Annotated in this window: 16 protein-coding genes and 1 other RNA gene; 8 read left to right on the top strand and 9 right to left on the bottom strand. The window is 36.9% G+C overall.

The features are described 5' to 3' along the window. Positions 1-26: 26 nt before the first annotated feature. Positions 27-1,499 (bottom strand): betaine-aldehyde dehydrogenase, encoded by a 1,473-nt coding sequence (betB, locus tag OSH00_RS17840; protein ID WP_266131544.1) that lies wholly within the window; start codon positions 1,497-1,499, stop codon positions 27-29. Continuing rightward, complete coding sequence (gene betI / locus OSH00_RS17835; protein ID WP_266131543.1) at positions 1,492-2,115, bottom strand: transcriptional regulator BetI; 624 nt, start codon at positions 2,113-2,115, stop codon at positions 1,492-1,494. The genes betB and betI overlap by 8 nt, the downstream gene beginning before the upstream one ends. Before the next feature lie 257 nt (positions 2,116-2,372). Here betI and OSH00_RS17830 point away from each other — a divergent pair, with 257 nt between their 5' ends. Continuing rightward, on the top strand, positions 2,373-3,977 hold the full coding sequence (locus OSH00_RS17830) for a BCCT family transporter (protein ID WP_266131542.1): 1,605 nt from the start codon (positions 2,373-2,375) through the stop codon (positions 3,975-3,977). 397 nt (positions 3,978-4,374) lie between these two features. On the opposite strand, the gene OSH00_RS17825 is transcribed toward OSH00_RS17830, so the two are convergent. The 3 genes from OSH00_RS17825 to OSH00_RS17815 form a co-directional block, all read right to left on the bottom strand. Next, a complete protein-coding gene (locus tag OSH00_RS17825; protein WP_266131541.1) occupies positions 4,375-5,124 on the bottom strand; it encodes a sulfite exporter TauE/SafE family protein in 750 nt (249 codons plus the stop codon). A gap of 219 nt (positions 5,125-5,343) precedes the next feature. Beyond that, positions 5,344-7,050 (bottom strand): flotillin family protein, encoded by a 1,707-nt coding sequence (locus tag OSH00_RS17820; RefSeq protein ID WP_266131540.1) that lies wholly within the window; start codon positions 7,048-7,050, stop codon positions 5,344-5,346. 30 nt (positions 7,051-7,080) lie between these two features. After that, a complete protein-coding gene (locus tag OSH00_RS17815; RefSeq protein WP_266131539.1) occupies positions 7,081-7,725 on the bottom strand; it encodes a YqiJ family protein in 645 nt (214 codons plus the stop codon). Between the two features lie 1,026 nt (positions 7,726-8,751). Between OSH00_RS17815 and pnuC the strand changes: the two genes are divergently transcribed. The 3 genes from pnuC to OSH00_RS17800 all read left to right on the top strand — a co-directional run bounded on the left by pnuC (position 8,752) and on the right by OSH00_RS17800 (position 11,434). Further along, positions 8,752-9,336, top strand: a complete 585-nt coding sequence (gene pnuC / locus OSH00_RS17810; protein ID WP_266131538.1) for a nicotinamide riboside transporter PnuC — start codon at positions 8,752-8,754, stop codon at positions 9,334-9,336. An 18-nt stretch (positions 9,337-9,354) separates the two neighbouring features. Next, positions 9,355-9,627, top strand: a complete 273-nt coding sequence (locus OSH00_RS17805; RefSeq protein ID WP_266131537.1) for a hypothetical protein — start codon at positions 9,355-9,357, stop codon at positions 9,625-9,627. Positions 9,628-10,291: 664 nt separating this feature from the next. Further along, positions 10,292-11,434 carry a GGDEF domain-containing protein gene (locus OSH00_RS17800; RefSeq protein ID WP_266131610.1) on the top strand — a complete coding sequence of 381 codons (1,143 nt, stop codon included), beginning with the start codon at positions 10,292-10,294 and terminating at the stop codon, positions 11,432-11,434. Here OSH00_RS17800 and OSH00_RS17795 read toward each other — a convergent pair. Beyond that, positions 11,431-12,705 carry an MFS transporter gene (locus OSH00_RS17795; RefSeq protein ID WP_266131536.1) on the bottom strand — a complete coding sequence of 425 codons (1,275 nt, stop codon included), beginning with the start codon at positions 12,703-12,705 and terminating at the stop codon, positions 11,431-11,433. The two genes, OSH00_RS17800 and OSH00_RS17795, sit on opposite strands and share 4 nt — an antisense overlap. A gap of 285 nt (positions 12,706-12,990) precedes the next feature. Beyond that, complete coding sequence (locus tag OSH00_RS17790; protein WP_266131535.1) at positions 12,991-13,194, bottom strand: amino acid transport protein; 204 nt, start codon at positions 13,192-13,194, stop codon at positions 12,991-12,993. A gap of 203 nt (positions 13,195-13,397) precedes the next feature. On the opposite strand from OSH00_RS17790, the gene def reads away from it, so the two are divergent. After that, positions 13,398-13,877, top strand: coding sequence for a peptide deformylase (gene def, locus OSH00_RS17785; RefSeq protein ID WP_266131534.1), 480 nt, complete (start codon positions 13,398-13,400; stop codon positions 13,875-13,877). Between the two features lie 66 nt (positions 13,878-13,943). On the opposite strand, the gene glpK is transcribed toward def, so the two are convergent. Beyond that, a complete protein-coding gene (gene glpK, locus OSH00_RS17780) occupies positions 13,944-15,425 on the bottom strand; it encodes a glycerol kinase GlpK (RefSeq protein WP_266131533.1) in 1,482 nt (493 codons plus the stop codon). A 130-nt stretch (positions 15,426-15,555) separates the two neighbouring features. Here glpK and ssrA point away from each other — a divergent pair. Continuing rightward, positions 15,556-15,914: a transfer-messenger RNA gene (gene ssrA / locus OSH00_RS17775) on the top strand. A gap of 183 nt (positions 15,915-16,097) precedes the next feature. After that, positions 16,098-17,240, top strand: coding sequence for a tyrosine-type recombinase/integrase (locus OSH00_RS17770; RefSeq protein ID WP_266131532.1), 1,143 nt, complete (start codon positions 16,098-16,100; stop codon positions 17,238-17,240). A 171-nt stretch (positions 17,241-17,411) separates the two neighbouring features. Here OSH00_RS17770 and OSH00_RS17765 read toward each other — a convergent pair whose 3' ends face one another. Continuing rightward, positions 17,412-18,344, bottom strand: a complete 933-nt coding sequence (locus tag OSH00_RS17765) for a hypothetical protein (protein WP_266131531.1) — start codon at positions 18,342-18,344, stop codon at positions 17,412-17,414. Between the two features lie 586 nt (positions 18,345-18,930). Between OSH00_RS17765 and OSH00_RS17760 the strand changes: the two genes are divergently transcribed. After that, positions 18,931-19,800, top strand: a complete 870-nt coding sequence (locus tag OSH00_RS17760; RefSeq protein ID WP_100885860.1) for a YagK/YfjJ domain-containing protein — start codon at positions 18,931-18,933, stop codon at positions 19,798-19,800. Positions 19,801-19,886: the final 86 nt, after the last annotated feature.

The raw sequence follows: 19,886 nt of genomic DNA, 5'->3' as shown, positions 1-19,886 counted from the left end.
GGATTGAAAGTTACCAGATAAGTGCATTAGAAAATGCTTTGATACTCACCTAACTCAACTTGAATAGATTTGATGCGGGTGTAATGTCCGAGTGTGGTCAAACCATTTTCGCGACCTACACCTGATTGCTTGTAGCCACCGACAGGCATTTCCGCAGGAGATTCGCCCCAAGTATTGATCCAACAGATTCCAGCTTCAATTTGGTGAATAATGCGGTGTGCTCGGCTGATATCTTGAGTAACCACACCCGCTGCAAGACCAAATGTGGTGTCATTGGCACGGCGAATGACCTCTTCCTCTGTTTCATAACTGAGGATACTCATCACAGGACCAAAAATCTCTTCTTTAACGATGCGCATATCATCCTGACAGTTGCTAAAAACAGTCGGTAAGACATAAGCCCCTTTGGCTAAATCGCCTTCAGTTGTACGTCCACCACCGATAAGCAGTTTTGCACCTTGTTGTTTGCCTGACTCAATGAAAGACAATACCTTGTCCATATGTGGGAAGCTGGTGAGCGGACCAAAGTTGGTGTGTTCTGCCATCGGATCACCGATGCGAATACGTTTTACACGTTCAACAACTGCTTGTTCAAAGTCAGCGAGTAAAGATTTAGGTACAAATACGCGTGTCCCATTGGTACATACCTGTCCTGAGCTAAAGAAGTTTGCCATGACTGCAATGTCAGCGGCACGCTCTAGATGAGCATCGTTGCAAATGATCAATGGTGATTTACCACCCAGTTCCATTGTCACTTCTTTCAGGGTTGAACCTGCAGCACTTGCCATGACTTTCTTGCCTGTCTCTACACCGCCAGTAAAAGAAATCTTTTCAATTACAGGATGTTCTGTCAGCCATTGTCCAATTTCACGACCTGCACCTTGTACAACGTTAAATACGCCATCTGGAAGACCTGCTTCGGTATAGATCTCTGCAAGTTTAAAGGCAGTAAGCGGGGTAGTTTCACTTGGCTTGAAAATCATGGCATTCCCCGCAGCAAGGGCAGGAGCAGATTTCCACAGTGCAATTTGAATTGGGTAGTTCCAAGCACCAATGCCTGCAACCACACCCAGGGGTTCACGACGGGTATAAAAAAAGCTGGAATCACGAAGCGGAACTTGTTCACCCTGTATCGCCGTGGCAAGCCCTGCGTAATATTCTAGAACATCAGCCCCTGTGACAATATCCACAGTCGAGGTTTCACTATAGGCTTTACCTGTATCGAGCGTTTCTAGGTGGGCGAGCTCGTGATTACGCTCACGGAGAATATCTACAGCACGGCGTAAAATACGTGAACGTTCCATCGCCGTCATGGCTGCCCAAACTTTTTGACCCTGTTGCGAACTTTGAACAGCAGTTTCAATATCTTGTTGTGCAGCTTGCTGAAGTGTTGCAATCACCTCACCATTGGCAGGGTTAATACTATTAAATGTTTTACCACTGGTCGCGGCAACATAGCGACCATGGATATACAATTGATGAACTTGTGAATCACTCATTCTGTCTCTCCTGCAAAGGTTTCTGCGCAAATTGCAATTGCGTTTTTACATAATCGTAAGCAATGGATCGTGCCAGTTGGCTGTCAAATTCATCATGACTGCTTAAACTGCCACGCAACCATAATCCGTCAATCAAAGCTGCCAATCCACGAGCAGCAATACTTGCCTGATCTTTGTCCAATAACTTGAGGAAATGAAACTTCAAGTTTGAATACAGGCGTTGGTCATTAATCTGTTGCAAGCGCCCCAGTTCAGCGAGGTGCATACTTGCGGACCAAAAGTCCAACCAGACGCGCATTGCCTGTTTGTTAACCTGGCTGATATCAAAGTTGGAATCAATAATTGCTTTGATTTGGCTTTCCGGATGCGGATCTGCTTCAGCTTTATATTGGTCGGTCTTTCGACGCAAAACGTTGAGCATTTCTTGCATACAGGTATTTATTAATCCTTGTTTATCACCAAAATAGTGACTCACAATACCCGTTGATAATTCAGCTTTTTTTGCGATTTGTGCAATGGTTGTATTGGACAATCCCACTTCATAAATCACATTAAATGCGGCATTGATAATTTCTTCACGTCGCACATGCTCTGGTTTTACTCTACGCTTTGTCATGTTTATCCATTCACCCAATAACAGGGTTTTTATCTAACATTTCTCGATATAGAGCATCATAGCATTTTAATCATACTTTTTATTGATTGAACGTTCAATCAATAAAAAGTATAATCTGCAAAAATCAACAATTTTTTGATGGGCAATAGAAGATCTAAATGGCAAATTCAAGCTCCTGAGAGGTTGAAATGCTAAGTCGAAAAAATGTCTATCATATTATTTTTTAAGAAAATACACCGTTTGCAAGGAGCAACAGCATGGTGTCAAAAAGTCATGATGGATCGGAATCTGAGCATGTTCGATTAAATTTATTTGTATTTGGAAGTTCAGCAGTCAGTATCGGTATTTTTGGGTTATTGTTTGTTTTGTTTCCTGAAAAAAGCCAGTTTTGGCTGACCTATGTACAGGAGCAGACCAATCAATTATTTGGTTGGTATTATATGTTGGTCATTGTTGGCTGTATTGGTTTTGTTGCATGGCTGGCTTTTTCACGCGTTGGACAAATTCCATTAGGTAAAGATGATGATAAACCTGAGTTTGGCTATCTGGCTTGGGTATCCATGTTGTTCTCTGCCGGTATTGGGATCGCCTTACTCTACTATGGTGTTGCAGAACCTGTTGATCACTTTCTTCGTCCTCCAGAAGGAGAGGGTGGAACCATTCAGGCTGCACGTGATGCAATGATGTATAGCTTTTTACATTGGGGTATTCATGGTTGGGTATTATATGCCTTATTGGGTGTGACTCTGGGTTATTTTGCTTTCCGCCTAGATTTACCCTTAGCCTTACGCTCAGCACTTTATCCAATTTTTGGTGAAAAAATCTATGGTTTGATTGGTGACTGTGTTGATGGCTTTGGTATTTTAGCCACCGTTATTTCTCTAGTCACCAATTTAGGGATTGGTGCTTTGGTGCTTGTTTCAGGAATCAGTTATTTACTTCCAGAGATTCCCGATAACAATGTTACGCTGATCAGTGTTGTTTTGGTGATGATGGTTGTTGCGACGATCACTACTGTGGTGGGTATTGAAAAAGGCTTGGCCTGGCTTTCACGGATCAATTTACGCTTACTCTATGCTTTATTACTTTTCGTATTTTTAACTGGACCAACCAACCATTTGTTAAATGGTTTGGTGCAAAATATCGGTGATTATTTAAATCATTTTGTAGTGAAAAGCTTTGACGTGTATTTATACAATCAAAAAGCAAGCGGATGGTTGGGATCGTGGACGGTATTTTACTGGGCATGGTGGATTGCTTGGGCGCCATTTGTTGGAATGTTTATTGCCCGTATTTCAAAAGGTCGTACGATTCGTGAAGTGGTATTGGGTGTATGCCTTATTCCACTTGGTTTTACTCTGGCTTGGCTTTCAATTTTTGGAAATACTGCGATTGATTTAATATTGAATCAGAAACAAAAAGTTCTGGGTGATATGGTATTAACCGATCCTGCTTTGTCCTTATTTAAATTGCTGGAGTATTTACCTTTCAATCCTTATGTGGCTGGTATTGTGGTCGTGATTTGTTTTGTCCTATTTTTAACGCCAGTGGGTTCAGGGACATTGATGATTGCGAATTTATCTACCAAAGGTGGAAGTAGTGAAAGCGACTCACCGATCTGGTTACGAATTTTCTGGTCAGTGGTGATTACATTGGTCAGTGTTGGTCTGTTATTGGCAGGGAGTTTCCATTCAATGCAAAGCGCAGTTGTACTCTGTGGTTTGCCATTCTCTGTGATTATTTTGCTCTATATGTTTGGTTTGAGAAAAGCATTGTTAAATGATCATTTCAGCCCTCAAGCAGCGATATCCCTGTCTCAAAAGGTATCTCCAAAAGAGCGTCAAAATTCACAACTATCCTAATTCAGTAAAACCCGAATCTAATTTTACTGGATCAAATTCTGCCCATTCTGTGCTAGGTGATCTGCCTATATCTAGAATGGGCGCGTTGATGGCCAAACATAATGGGGGTGAACCTTGAGTTCGAAAACCTCCAAGATTTGATCAAGTTATAACAGTCAGTAGGATTCACTGAATATAAAATGGTCTTTGATTTTTTCTACCAGTCAGTTTTAACTGATATTGCTATCGCGGGCGGCATGGATGTTGCCATGTTGAGTGAGGGAAAATGAGCAAAACAAAGTAATGCATCGTATGCAACACAGGAATGTGCTTAAACAAAAAATGGATTGGGCAAGATGAGGTCCGCTTAAGTAAATTGATCGACACTTTTTTCAAAATATAAGATTGTAAAAGTGTCTTATCTAGATGATGCAAGTGAAATCAGCGATGTGAATAACAAGAAACACCCAGAAGAGAAAAGCAAGCTGAGTACGATACGTTTGAATTGTAATTCAGAAATTTTGTAAAACATTTGAGCACCCATCATTGCAGGGATGCTGACTGTAACAATAATCAGTGCTAAATAAGGTAAATGTAAACTTTGAATCGCGCCTTGATAGCAATAGACCAATATCGTAAATAACTGAATAGCAAAATTAAAGTGCCTGAGAATATAGCGCTGTTGAGCTTTAGGTAAATTTTTAAGCATGACCCATGCAGAAGGTGCCGCACCACAAAAACCACCCAATCCCCCTAACACTCCACCTAGAAAGCCGATGCAGCCGTCTGCGAGTTTTCCGAATGCCTGAATGCGAGGAAATTCAGGTGCAAAAAGCATAATTGGACACCAAATCACTAAAAAAAGCCCAAGTAAGGTTTTAAAACTGTTGCCATCTATCATGTGCAAGAGGTAAGTGCCCAATGGAACACCGATTAATCCAGCAATCAGATAGGGCAGCAGCAAGGAAAAAGAAAAGGTATGTTTTTGTTCTCGTCCGAGTGCAATCAGGTGACTCCATAGGGAAGCGAAGACCACTAAGGGGGCTGCCAGTTGCGGTGGCAATACCCAGACCCAAAAAGACATCGCAATTAAAGCAAAAGCGAAACCTGTTAAACCTTGTATAAAGCCTGCAAGCATTGCACCTAGAATAAAAATAAACCAGGTCATTTTTAGATTGTAGTATCGAGCTGAAAAATAGGCATGGTATTTCGACCAAACTGAAGGGATCAAGCACTCGATTCTAAAAGAAATATCTGTGCTATAGCATCATTTATTTAGATCAAGACTGAGATTTAAATCGTCAGTGTTTGGGCATTCAATGTCAGCCAATAAAAAAGAGCCCCTATATTCAGGAGCTCAATAATGTTGCTATATCGAACTGATCAATTAATCATTGTTGGGTTTTAATGATTGAGTTAAACCATTGATATCACCACCTTTGATACCTAACTCGTTCATTAAGCTGTCAATTAAAGGTGCTTGTGAGCGATAACGTAGGGCACTGTTGACGACCTGATCTGAAAGAGCAACCTGATTTTGCTCACCAGATTCAGCTGTTCCTGTTGCACCTGCAACACCACCTAAGCCATTGACTTGAAGGATCTTGATATCATCAATATTCTCCATAGGTTTAACACTTTCACGAATGATTTCAGGAAGGTATTTCAATAAGGCTAAACGAATTTGCATCTCCACCTGTTCAGATGAAAGGACATTATTGGCCTCGTTCACTGCACGCGTACCTTCAGCATCCACTTGATACTGTTTCTCTTGAGCGGCTGCAAGTAGCATTTTTGCATCAGCTTCACCTTTGGCTTTTAAGCGAACTTTTTCTGCTTCAGCTTGTGCTGCAATACGTACAGCTTCTGCATCATCTACGGCTGCTTGTTTTGATGCTTCTGCTGCAACAGTGATAGCAATCGCATCTGTTTCAGCAACCTGTTTTGCCGCCACCAGCTCAACTGCTTTCAAACGTTCAGCGCGTTGAGTTTCTCGAACAGTTGTCACTTCTTCTTCCGCTTTTACTGCTTGCGCACGTGCTTGATCTGCCAAGGCTTTTGCTTCAGATTCCGCGCGTGATTTTTCAGCAATCGCGATGGCACGGTCTTGTTCAGCAAGCTCAATCGTTTTCTTCTGCTCTACTTGTGCTTTTTGGATCAACTGTGCTTTTTGAATATTTTCATTTTCAACATCGCGTGCTGAAGCAATGCGTTTGATTTCAACTTCACGTTCAGCGGCAATACGCGCCTCTTCGGCTTCACGTTTTTTTGCCGCTTCTTGGGTCGCGATTTCAGCAGACTGTTCAGCTTTACGAATGGCAATTTCACGTTCTTGTTGCATTTTTGCATATTCTTCTTCACGAAGGATTTGCAAACGCGCTTGTTCAGCTTCTAAGTTTTTGGCCTTGATGGCAAGGTCATTGTCTTGTTCGATGTCATTTCGTTTTTTACGACGGTCTTCAATAGTTTCGGTTAATTTCGTTAAACCTTCAGCATCGAAGGCATTTTGTGGATTAAAATATTCAAAACTGGTTTGATCCAAACCTGTCAAAGAAACAGTTTCAAGTTCTAAACCATTTTTAAATAAATCTTCTGAGACCACTTGTTGAACTTTTTGAACAAAGTCTACGCGCTTCTCATGTAACTCTTCCATTGCCATTTCAGCTGCAACTGCACGTAGAGAATCAACAAATTTACCTTCAACCAAGTCTTTTAGTTCTTGTGGTGACATTGTTTTTTTGCCTAGCGTTTGGGCTGCCGTAGCAATTGATTCTGCGGTAGGTTTTACACGAACATAGAATTCTGCCATTACATCCACACGCATGCGATCTCGAGTAATCAATGCTTGATCCGTCGCACGTTTAACCTCAAGTCGTAGTGTATTCATATTGACAGGAATCACTTCATGTAAAACAGGAAGTACAATTGCACCACCATTCAAAATGACCTTTTCACCACCAAAACCAGTACGAACAAAGGAGACTTCTTTACTCGAACGTTTATATAAACGGGCAATGATCACGCCAATAATGATCAGTGCTGCGAGCACAATGCCCGCTAAAACCAGTATTTGATATAAATTTGAATTCAACATTTTATTATGCCTTCGTTTGTTATTAAAAAATTAATCAAGAATTGCTTGAAAACCTACTTTTGTTCGCTGGGTGAGAATTACGGATTGACCTTGTGAAAAGACTTGGTCTAATTCAGGTTCCACCAAAATATAATGCGTTTGTCCAAATTGATCGATGACTTTGGCTTGAGCAGGGTAGTTCTGTTTGGCTTCGCCTAGAACAATCTGTGCCGTACGACCAATCAACTCATCACTATAAATGGCAGTGGTTTCATCTTGAGGTAAAATTTTGGAGATAAATGCTGCGCATAGCCGAACGATCGGCATACATAAGAAAAGACTGGCTGGTGCAATCACCCAAATAGAAAAATAATGTTCTGTAAAATGATAAAAAATGGTTTGAGCAATAAAGCCAAATAGTGCGTAAACAGTTAAAAAAATAATCAACCATATCAAGACAGGAATTCGTCCTAAATAAAGCCAATCCAAAAGTTGTACAACAAAACCATGTTCTGTATGCAGATCAATATCTGGATGATGGACTTCGAGAAGCTGATCAGGAACAAATTGGTCTAAAAAACCTTGACTACTTGAACCAATAATAAGAAGTAAACATTCGACCAACCCCAACAATAACATCAGGCAGAGACTTACACTAAAAACTAAGTTCGATGAATGTGTAAATAATTCCCACATAATTGTTTTGCTCAAAATTATTGTTAAAAGTTTTTGTGGATCGTATTTTAAATTTGAACTAATCCGACAATTATCATCAATTAATTCAATTAATAAATAAAGTCTATCGATTTTGTCGAAATATTGCAACTAAATATTTTTTGATTGTAATTAAAATCAATATCTTATCATTTTTAATAGTGGAAAATTTGCTTGAAAATGATTGCTTGCATTTTGTTCAATGATTCCTTATAACTGTTGGAGTTAACAGACGGAACTGTAGACAAAAAAATACGCAATGATTGGGGTGATCATTGCGTAGAACAACGAATCTGCTTTCACAGTTCGGTTAAGGAGAAATGTTATGAATTTTGGGGAAGATTCATAACTTAAGTGTGATAGTAGACGGTTCTGTCTGTTAATTCATTGGTATTCACGTAAACAAGTGTTAAATCTCGTAAATAAGATCAAAATGTGACCAGTATCAATGAATAATACTCAAATTTAATCTATGTTTTTTATAGATATTTTTAAGGTGTAATATATAAAGCGGCGATTCAAATATGCTGTGTATATTTTTTAACGAATGATAAATACGCGCTTTAAAAAAATCAGATTTCGGCTATTTTTTAATATCTTAAAAAGTATTCATCAGGTCTTGTTTAAGCTGAATTCTTGAGCATTTATCTGAATCAAGTATGTCCTGAACGCATTATTTGTGGATGATTGATTAGTTTAAATTAAAAGCACATCATAGTGTTGTATTGAATTGATAAAAATCACTAAATTTCTAAAAAACTTGTTTTTAACTATGACTTGCGCTCTATATTACAAATAAAAAATATGTTTCAAATTTGCTTTAGCCTTTAACTCAGATATCTGAACGAGTTCAATTCACCTTAAAAGAAACGGCTGTAAGTATTGTCATCATAAAGCATTATTGTTGGGTGTATGCCCCATCTCGATTTAAGCTTGATATGTCATTTTTCTTGCATTTGTAGTGTTTTTTTTCATAATAAGCTTTCTTATATTTATGCGCTTTTTATCATGTCAGCATTAGAAATTTTTGCCGTTATTATTAGTGTGATTGGTGTTGGTTTAACGATAAAGCGTAATATGTGGTGCTGGTTATTTAACTTTTTTGCATTTGTTCTCTATGCTTATCTGTTTTTTACCTTCAAATTATATGGTGAAACGATTTTACAGCTGTTTTTTATGCTGGTGAATTTTTATGGTTTTTATCACTGGTATAAAGGTAAACAGCAAGATCATGAAATTCGAATTGAACCAATTGCGATACGTACTGTGTTTATTCAAATGTTGATTGCAGCTTTAGGTGGGTTGGTATTTGGGTTGTCACTGCATTATTTTACTGATGCAGCTTTGCCGATGTTAGACTCTCAACTGGCAGCATTTAGTTTGTTGGCAACCTATTGGACCAGTCGTAAATACATTGCGACTTGGGTACTTTGGGTATTTGTTGATATCGTGTATGTGGCGATGTTTCTTTACAAAGATTTATTTTTGACTGCGGGTTTATATGCAATATTTGTGGTTATGGCAGCATTTGGATGGTGGCAATGGGAACAAGTGAAAAAGAAACAATTGGGTCAGTTGTATAATCAAATCTAGTTGATATAAAGGTCGGGTATGTTGATTGACTTTGTTCGAGTACAAAAGCAAAAATTCGAAAATCTGGCACAAAATATTGTAGATAGACCTGATAAGTATCTTAATTTTGATTCAGTATCCGATTTTTATAAAGTGAAATGGCTCAATGATTTTCCTCTGGGAACGACATGGGCTGTATCTGGTCTTGATGATGGTGCAGAAGATTTCTGTATTCAGATCAAATATAAAAATCAATTTTTATGGATCGAAGTACAAGATGTAATTAAGGTGCGTTATACGATCTGCGAATAGCCACATGATGATGATTTAGGTGTTTTATTTCGTTCATGCGATTGTCGTATTTGTGATCGATATTGATCATATTGGATAAGCTTTTTAATTATATTTCAATAAAAAATGGTCTTTTTTTAATCTATTTTTTAAAAAGAAGCTGTTTTCGACACATTATAATTTTTGATTTTGATATTTCTGCTAAGATCCAAAATTCCAAGCCACTACAGAATTAAAAAATAAATTTTTATAAACTTAAATAAAATTTTTTGTAAGTATTTATATTTTAAATGTTTTTAAAATTAATTTTGCTGTCTGCTGGTTTTTTGTTTGTTGTAATTTTATATTTTTATTTGGTTTGTTTGTTTTATTGTTTTTTAATATTTAAACAAATACAAATGTTTAAATATATCAGATGGTTTAAATGAGAGTTGAGCTAAATCAAAGAAATAATCGTGTTTTATTCAATTTAGTCTTATTGTTAAAATAAATAAAATTAACAAATGGAATTATTTAAAAAATTGACTTACTTTGAGTTTTCTAAGTGTTATATTTTAATCATCGATATGAAAAATAAAAATAGAGAGTAATTGACTATTTTTGAAGGGTGAATGGTAGTATGAAGCAAAAAAATAGAGGCGTTATACCTTCCTCTGCACAAAACCTAAGACATGATAGTATGATCTTGAATTGGAGTAATTTTAAAAAATGTAGTTTGGTCTTATTGCTTGGTGCCATTGACGTTTTTTCGTGGATTTTATGGTGGTATTTCAGCCAAGGAAAAACGGATATACAACAGTGGATTAATCAAGATTTCTATCAAACCTATCTCAGCATGTTGTCTTTAGCTACATTTGGTTTTTTTGTATTTATTTTTTTAATTTGGTCTTTAAATAAAATTGCTTTTATGGACAAAATTATTCCTTATATAACGATTGCATATTTTGGTTTGATTTTTATTTATGGTGCATATTGTATTGGAATTTCCAGTCCGGCATCAATTGCAGGTTTTGTCAGCCTCATTACTGTTGGATTGGTATTATTTGAGCGCCGAGTTGTATATTTAACTATTGTTCCCATTAGTATTTTTATTCTTATTAGTATTGCGTTGACTCTGACTGGTAAAATTGCCTATGCTCCGATTTTCAGTGAAAAATTATTAACTATGCCACTGTATAAAAATGAGTTTTGGGTTTATTCAATGCTGTATTTTTATATTCCTATTTTTTTTGCAAGTTTGGTCCTATTTGAAATTCTGCTCAGTCAGTGGCGCAAACGGGAGAAAATGATTGAGCATGTGAGTATTATTGATCCTCTGACTGGCATTTTTAACCGCCGTAAAATCAGTGAGAATATTGATATGCTCAAACAGCAACAGAGCTCTTTTGCGATTGTCTTATTAGACCTTGATTATTTTAAAGATATTAATGATAAATATGGTCATGACATTGGCGATATCGTTTTACAACAAGTTGCCGGCATCTTGACTGAAAATATCCATGAAGAGGACATTGTTGGACGGTTTGGCGGTGAGGAATTTATCATTTTGACCAGAGGTGGTCAGCTTGTTAAAGCTATCGATATCGCAGAGCGATGCCGTAAAGCAATTGAGAAACAAGTCATTTTATTGGATACACATCGCAAAATCAGCATTACTGCAAGTTTCGGTGTTGCTGCCTCGATTAATCCTTTTATCATTACCAAAGAAGAAATTATCCGTCAGGCAGATCAAGCATTATATTTAGCAAAAAAGAATGGACGCAATCAAGTCCGTCATTTTCTCGAAATTAAAATTATCCCTTCAATTGAGTCTAAGCGAGTGATTTAATGTATTTCAAATTTTTTCTGGTAGATTAAACTTGTCATCAGGGTGATGCCACAAAGGACCAAGATATAGTACATTGCGCCAATATCGCTATATAAACTGAGCCATTGTACCAATGGGAGAGTCAATCCACCGGCGATGGCATAAGCAACATTATATGAAAAAGAAATTCCTGAAAAACGGATTTGAGCAGGAAACATTTTAACCATGCTATAAGACACTATACCTACCGTACCTGAAAAGAAACCCAGTAACATATAAAAGCTAAAAATAGTAGATGGTGTGCCATGCCCCAAACTGTTATAAAAAATACCCGAAATAACTGCAACGCACAGTGAACCCCAGAACATAATATGGCCTGCACCAAAGCGATCAGCCAGCGATCCTGCAATCACACAACCTAGCATCTGCATTAAGATTGCAGCACTTTGCATTTGAAATGCATCTGCACGTTGAAAAGCAAATGTCGCTGTGAGTAAATTAGGCATCGCTAAAATCACCACCACAACACATCCGGTTAAAAACCAAGTAAAGAGCATTCCAATCAAAACCGCTGATTTATGAAAGCTTAAAACTTGTTTGACTGGGAGGCCTTTAGAGAGCTGTTTACGTGCCTGCATCGCTTTAAACACAGGTGTTTCTTTGAGATAGCTTCTCAGATATAAGGCAACTAATCCAAAGATACCTCCTAGAATAAAGGGAATACGCCAAGCCCAATCATGGATTTCTGTTTCACTGAACTTGATTGAGATCAATAAAGACGTCAGTGATCCCAGTAAAATGCCTAACGATAATCCTGCTGTCAGTAGACCGTTGGCAAAGCCAATTTTCTTTTCAGAAACATGTTCTGAAACAAAAGTCCAAGCAGCTGGAATTTCTCCACCAATGGCAATACCTTGTACCACGCGCATAAGCAGTAATAATAATGGTGCAGCGAGACCTATTTCAGCATAGGTTGGCATAAGACCAATGACTAAGGTGGGAAGTGCCATCAGTAAAATAGAGAGACTAAATAGACGTTTACGACCTACTAGATCACCAAAATGTGCCATGATTATACCGCCCAAAGGACGGAAGAAATATCCAGCTGCAAAAATTCCATAAGTGTTGAGCATCGCCCAAAAAGGACTCAGTGAGTCAGGAAAAAATAGTTCAGCAATGATTTTTGCGTAGAATACATAAATTACAAAATCATAAAATTCGAGTGCACCTCCTAAAGAAGAGAGAGCAAGAGTACGTTTATCTTCTGGATCAAGATTTATTTTTTCATCCATGTTGTAGTATCTAAAATAGTCATAACTAAAAGTTTATAATTTTAATAAACAATTTTTTTCTTGAATAATCAATCTTTATTTTGATCGTGAGAACAAATTGTTATGGGTTATTTAGCATGTATGTTTTAGGTTAAATGGGGGAGATACCAATATAAATCCTCAAGTATTTAGTTATTGGAGACTATTCATAACGCTGACTCAATAATTTATGCATATCATCATATTCATTGCAGAGCTCAGAATCAGCCATAAACCTGTATGAAAACTCAAAAGACTAATAAGCTGTTATATGCGAAAAAGCCATGGAATAAGACTAAGAAGGATTCCAATCGCAATGATCATCAGATTGTTCTCAAAGAAATAGGGGAAAATCATTAAAGCGATGCCACAGATGAATGGCATGGTCATTCTTTGTTTTTTTCCATAAACAAAATAACCTAATCCAATCGAACTAAAAATCAAACCGAGAAATAAGGTTGTACTATTCATTGATATGATCTCATGCTTGAGTGACTGTTATTTACAAGAGTAAGATTAAAAATAAATTAAAAGCCAGTTTAAAATTTAATAGCTGATGAATGAAAGTTTAGTTAAGCACACGCATTGCTTGTATGAAATAATGCAATTGAGATTGCAGGACTGAATGTTAAAATTAAATCACGACACGGTATGCTAAAAAATCTGAAGAGACTATGAGTATTATTTTACCAATCGCTCAGCGTGGCGAAGATGTTTTAAAATTAATCGCGGCTCCAGTCGCTGATGCTGAGTTTTCAACAACATGGTTGCAAGAGCTTGCCAAAGCATTACAGGCAACGATGTTGGAACGAAATGGTGTGGGGATTGCAGCACCGCAAGTTTATGTTTCTAAGCGAGTGATTATTGTCGCTTCACGCCCCAATCCCCGTTATCCAGATGCACCTGCAATGGAAGCCATTACGATGGTAAATCCAGAGATTATCGAACAGTCATCACAGACCGTGTTGGGTGAAGAGGGGTGTTTGAGCGTTCCTGATGAACGAGGTCAAGTGGCTCGTGCAGAACAGATTACTGTGCAGTTTTTTAGCTTAAAGGGCGAGAAAGTAATTCAGAGCTTTCATGGTTTTCCTGCTCGAATTGTTCAGCATGAAATTGATCATTTAAATGGTGTGCTTTTCGTCGAACGAATTTAATTTAAAAAAAACTGGACAAAAGTTTACTTTGGGTAAACAGATAGCCCAGTTTTTAGGGAGTGTGTCTTACTTCGACTTTGCTCTTTGTAAAGCATCATTCCATAAACTTAAATGATACTCACGTTGGTCATTGCTCATATTCGGTTCAAAAGCCCGATCTAGCTGCCAAGATTCTGAAATTTCATTAAGATTGTTAAATATATTGCTTTTGAGACCTGCCATAGCTGCCGCACCCCATGCAGTTGATTCCAAAAGCTTTGGACGCAATACAGGTACATTTAAAATATCAGCTTGAAATTGCATCAGCATATCATTTTGGCTCGCTCCGCCGTCCACACGCAGTTCTTTTAAAGGCTGTGAAATATCCGACTGCATTGCGCTTAATGCATCTGAAACTTGAAATGCGATGGATTCCAACGCAGCTCTGGCAATATGTGACTTATTGGTTCCACGTGACATGCCACAGAGCAATGCACGTGCATCACTGTCCCAATGCGGCGCACCCAATCCTGTAAATGCCGGTACAAGTACGACCCCATCAGTGGTATTGACTTGGCACGCTAACTGTTCAACTTCAGCACTGTTTTTGATAATGCCTAAACCGTCTCGTAACCATTGCACGATTGCGCCTGCCATAAATACACTACCTTCCAATGCATAGCTAGACTGGTTTTGACAATTCCATGCCAAGGTCGTGAGCAGTTTGTTTTGACTATATTGGATCTCATGCCCTGTATTGAATAGCATAAAACAGCCAGTGCCATAGGTATTTTTTGCCGTACCCGTTTCAAAACAGGATTGTCCAAATAACGCAGATTGCTGATCGCCCAATACACCACAAATTGGAATTTCTGCACCCAACAAGCCTGTTGCTGTACTGGCAATATAGCAGTCTGATTGAATAATTTGAGGCAGGATACTTTTAGGAATATTGAATAATGCCAAGAGTTCCTCGTCCCATTGCTGGGTTTTTAAATCCATCAACATGGTACGAGACGCATTACTGGCTTCGATTACATGTTCTGAGCCTTGAGTTAGATTCCAGATGAGCCAACTGTCAATTGTCCCAAAGGCTACATGATTTTGCTCTGCCAATTGTCTTAATCCTTCAACATTATCTAAAAGCCAAACCAGTTTTCCAGCACTGAAATAAGGATCAATTCTTAATCCTGTTTTTAGGTGAATTTTTTCAGATAAATTGTGTTGGCTCAGTTGATTACACCAATCTGTTGCACGTCGATCTTGCCAAACAATGGCAGGGGCAAGTGGCTTTCCATTTCTTTTATCCCAAACAACAGTGGTTTCACGTTGATTGGTTAAACCAAGGGCTTTGATGTCTTTGGCAAGTAATCTGGCTGAGGCAATTGCTTGTTGAACCACTGCAATCTGCGTGGTCCAAATTTCCATGGCATCTTGTTCAACCCACCCCGAATGAGGGGTTTTGATTTGGATTTCACGTTGTGCTGACGCATATACTTTTCCATGCTCATCAAAGATAATCGCACGGCTAGAGGTCGTTCCTTGATCAAGTGAGAGTAAATAGCTCATCTTTTTTATATTTGTCCCTTGAAAAAAACTGATAGTAGCGCAATTATAGGACTAGGCACATCATTTAGAATAAATGTCGTGAATTATCTGCTTAATTTACAACATCTATGTTATGATGACCTTGTTATCTGGGGATGTTATTGGCTTCGACGCTGATGATGAAGCTCATAGATGCATGCCGAGAGCGCATTTTCTCTCGTAAATCAAATTTGCATATTTTAGTCGCAAACGACGAATCTTACGCTCTAGCTGCCTAAGGGCAGTTTGTCCGCTTCACTGAATACTTGTGGTCAGTGAACCCGACCGAAGCGCACGCACACAAGTCCGTATAAAGCTAAGCCTCGGGGCTTTGTACTAAATTTAGAGGATCGCGTTTTGTACCCTGTTCGTCGGGTCACTTAGCGTTAAAATAATTGACGATATCTAAGCATGTAGTATTCTCGAGTGTAGTGTTGGCGGACGCGGGTTCAACTCCCGCCATCTCCACCAAAATTCAATTCAGAGAAGTTTGACTGAATGTAAAAAAGCCTTTAAGTTCAATACTTAAGGGCTTTTTTATTTGCCTGTTTGTCCGATATCATCCGACTTGATTTGACCTAATTTTTGCCTTCTCTGGGTAATTATTGGGAAAATTTACCCAATTATTTTAGTCTAGATAAAGGGTAAATACTGATGAAGCTTACCGATACAGAATGCAGAAAAGCACAGCCAAAAGAAAAACGATATCGCCTTTCGGATGAGAATGGTCTATCACTTCTCGTAACGCCATCAGGGCAAAAATACTGGAACATACGCTTTACTGTTCTTGGTGAGCGTAAGTCAGAGTCACTTGGTCCATATCCTGATATGAGTTTAAAGAAAGCAAGGGAGCTTGCACTTGAACTGAAATACAAATATTCCAAGTCGGTGTTGCACGAGGAAATTAAGCCATTCTTTAAAGAGGTGGCTGAAGACTGGTTTGAGAACCAAAGAGAGACTTGGTCATCCAAACATATTAGTAATGTGCGAGCATCTTTAGATGAGCTTTATATTGCTCTGGCCAATAAACGTATTAATCAAATTCAAGCTCCAGAGATTCTGCAAATCATTAAAAAGATCGAAGCTAGAGGCTCATTAGAGGTGGCTAAGCGTACTTTGTCTCGTTGTGGTATGGTCATGAAATATGCCATAGCTCATGGCTATAGATTCGATAATCCGGCAAGTGATTTGGTTTATGCACTTAAAAATAAAAAAGTGAAGAACCTAGCTTCATTATCAGAAAGTGAAATGCCTGAATTTTTAAGAAAAATTAAAACTTATCCAGCAGATGCCCAAACTCACCATGCAATAATTATGATCATGCTTACTGGTGTTCGAGTAAGTGAGTTACTGCAAGCACGTTGGGATGAATTTGATCTAAATGAGCGTAAATGGGATATTCCTGCTGAGCGTATGAAGAATGGTTTACCTCATCGTGTACCTTTAACAGACATGATGATCGATGAACTTCAGGCATTGCGACTGACACATAATCAGGATCTGTTATTTCCACATCGTTTAAATAACAAAGAGCCTATGCGTAGCGAATCAATCTTAGCTGTGATTAAACGGTCGGGCTATGCGGGTCGAATGACCACGCATGGATTTAGATCATTATTTAGTACAGTAGTGAATGAATCGAATTTATTCAATCCTGATGCTATTGAGCGGCAACTTGCCCATGTGCCACAGAACCGTATTCGCTCTGCATATAATCGAGCGCAGTATTGGGACGAACGTGTAAAGATTATGGAGTGGTATGGGGAGCAAGTAAAAAATTGGTTGCTAAAATTATAGCGTGAAAAAAGAGGCTGAAAAGCCTCTTATCTTTAGGAGATTAAATAGTTATGGAACGTGAAACAGATATGGAGGAGGAAGCTGTATTTTCAATTTAATGTATCACCGCTATGCCATTTAAGGTGACTTTTAACTGTTGATAAAATGCAAAAATCGATCTATACGAACTTGCTAGTATTTTAACTTTCCATCCTCATCACACATTTCTTTTAAATACATTTGATGAATTAATTCCTCTAATATTTCGTTTTCAGTTTTATTCTTGAAATCGGATAGTTTTTTTAATTCTGATTTTGCTCCCTTTGTTAATGGTAGGTGATATTGTTTTTTCACTTTATCTGCTGCTCTAAACTTTTTTTGACTCCAAGCTTTATAAAGTTGATTAGTTAATGAGTAATGAGTATCTTTTTTAAAGTGTAAAATGTAATCAAGAAATGAGACTATTAAATTATAATAATCTGAATTTGTTGATGGTCGATATTTTAATCTTTTAAAATCTCTGCTTTTATTTATTAAGTATGAGTATGCCCACTTTAGGAAATCTTCGTCTTCAAAGTTTTTTGAATTGTTGTGGTAGTCTTTTGAAATTACATCAATAAATATAGCTTTAACTTTATTAATACTATCTTTATTGAAATTAATTTCATTGAAGGTGAATTGATATATGGTATATAAATAATTATTTTCAATAAATTTAAATTCTGGTAAATTATTTCTATTTTCTAAGGAATTATTTTCTATAAAGTTAATTGCAAAATTACATAAACGTTTATTAGTTTTTAAAAATGAAAAAAGTTCTTTGTCAAAATTATTAAATTTTTGAATTCTTTTGAAAAAATATTCAACTTCTTCAATTTCCCCAATCTTTTCAAGTCTAGATTTAATTTTTTTAGTTATTTCTTTAATATTATTAAAGTCATCAAATTTAAAATTTATCTGTTTTCCTATAAGTAGACTATCTGTTTCACTATGGAATGAATATTGGTTTTTATCGACAAATATGAGTAATTTATCGTAAATCCATAACATATCTTCATCATTGAATTTTTTTAATTCCTTGTCGATAAGGTCTGCTATTGATGAATCGTAATTGAATCCAGGCATTGTTGTTTCCTTGTAGAATTGTGCGTAGTATTTTTAATAAATTTTAGCATTTTTTTAGGATATTTTTGAAGGTTTTTTTTGAAATTTTTTTTAACGAAACCCTTTGTTGTCAAGGTGTTTGGAACTGAAATTACAATAATTTTTTGAAATTTTTGGTGTGAATTTGATGATTTTTAAAAGTATGAGAAACTTTAGATTTTTAAAATTTAAATAAAATCGATAGCTAAGACGCTATAAGGTCAAAATTTTTCAGGTAAAGGTGATAGCTTTAAAGATTATAAAATTTGTACAGATGGATTTGAATTATTGTGATTTAATAAGTTCGTTGTATATTTAAGAAATGGTATTAGTTGTCTGGATTTATCGATGTAATTTTTTATTTTTTATTAACGAATAAGTGTTGCCTTGATGTATTGCCTTCTTATAAGGTGCTATGTGGTTGTGAGTTGTGAATTAATATTTTTTTTGGTGGGTTTTTAATATTATTTAAATTAATAAAGCTAGTTGAATAGAATTTTTATTATCAATACTAAGTAAAAAATTACACTCTGTGTATTCCTATGAATTAAATTCTCATAGGTGTAACATGAATAATCAAGTTAATGAATCTAGAACCCTTATCGAAATCGAAGACTTTGTGGATGATGTCGTAAATAGATCCCGAGAACCGCGCCGGTTCTTCAGAAAACTCACTGATTTAATTTTTCAACTCGATAAAATATATAATCCTGATTTCTATTACTCTACTTGTGTGGATGCTTTAATTGAATTGCTGATCGATTTTGATAGAGATCTAAATAACTGGCAGTCTTTATATGATCAATTAAAACGAGTTTCTTTTACTGGAATTAAAGAAAGATTTAAAAAGCACCATCGCAGGCATTTACGTCAATTACGTGATCATCAATATAGTGAATCTGTAAATACGAAGAATTTAGTTGAACGTATGGAGAGGATTACTGATCATTATTCACGTATTTTAGTGGTTCGAGTAGATTTAGCTTATCCTCTTAAACATCAAGACCAAGTTGGTATTCAAGAATTTAATGAGGATATGCGAGTATTACGTACTAGATTACGTGATAAAGATAGAATATTTGAGGGTTTAATTGAATATGCATGGGCATTAGAACAGGGTAAGGATAAAGGCTACCACTGCCATTTATTATTGGTCTACAAAGGACATGAGCGTCAGAAAGCTTATGGTATCGCCAAACGAGTAGGTGACATATGGGGAAATATCACCAGTGGTAAAGGGTGTTATTTTAATTGTCATGATCCTAAGTATCTTCAGCAATTCTCTGATCGAGATACTTTAGGTATAGGGATGATTTATCGTAAAGATCAAGATCAAGTGAATAATATGTTAAACACGATAAAATATTTAGTTCGACCTGAAAAAGAAGATCAGCACTTAAGGGTCAAATGTAAAAAGCGTATGCGTACATTCGGCTAATGAAAGAAAACTGAGTCATACATCATCTACATGAAGATCACGATCTATGTGATTGCAAATGAGGGTTTATAGAAATAAACCCTTTC

The organism is Acinetobacter nematophilus (genome assembly GCF_026344175.1).
In the GTDB taxonomy this organism is placed as follows: domain Bacteria; phylum Pseudomonadota; class Gammaproteobacteria; order Pseudomonadales; family Moraxellaceae; genus Acinetobacter; species Acinetobacter nematophilus.
This window is presented reverse-complemented; position numbering and strand designations above follow the sequence as displayed.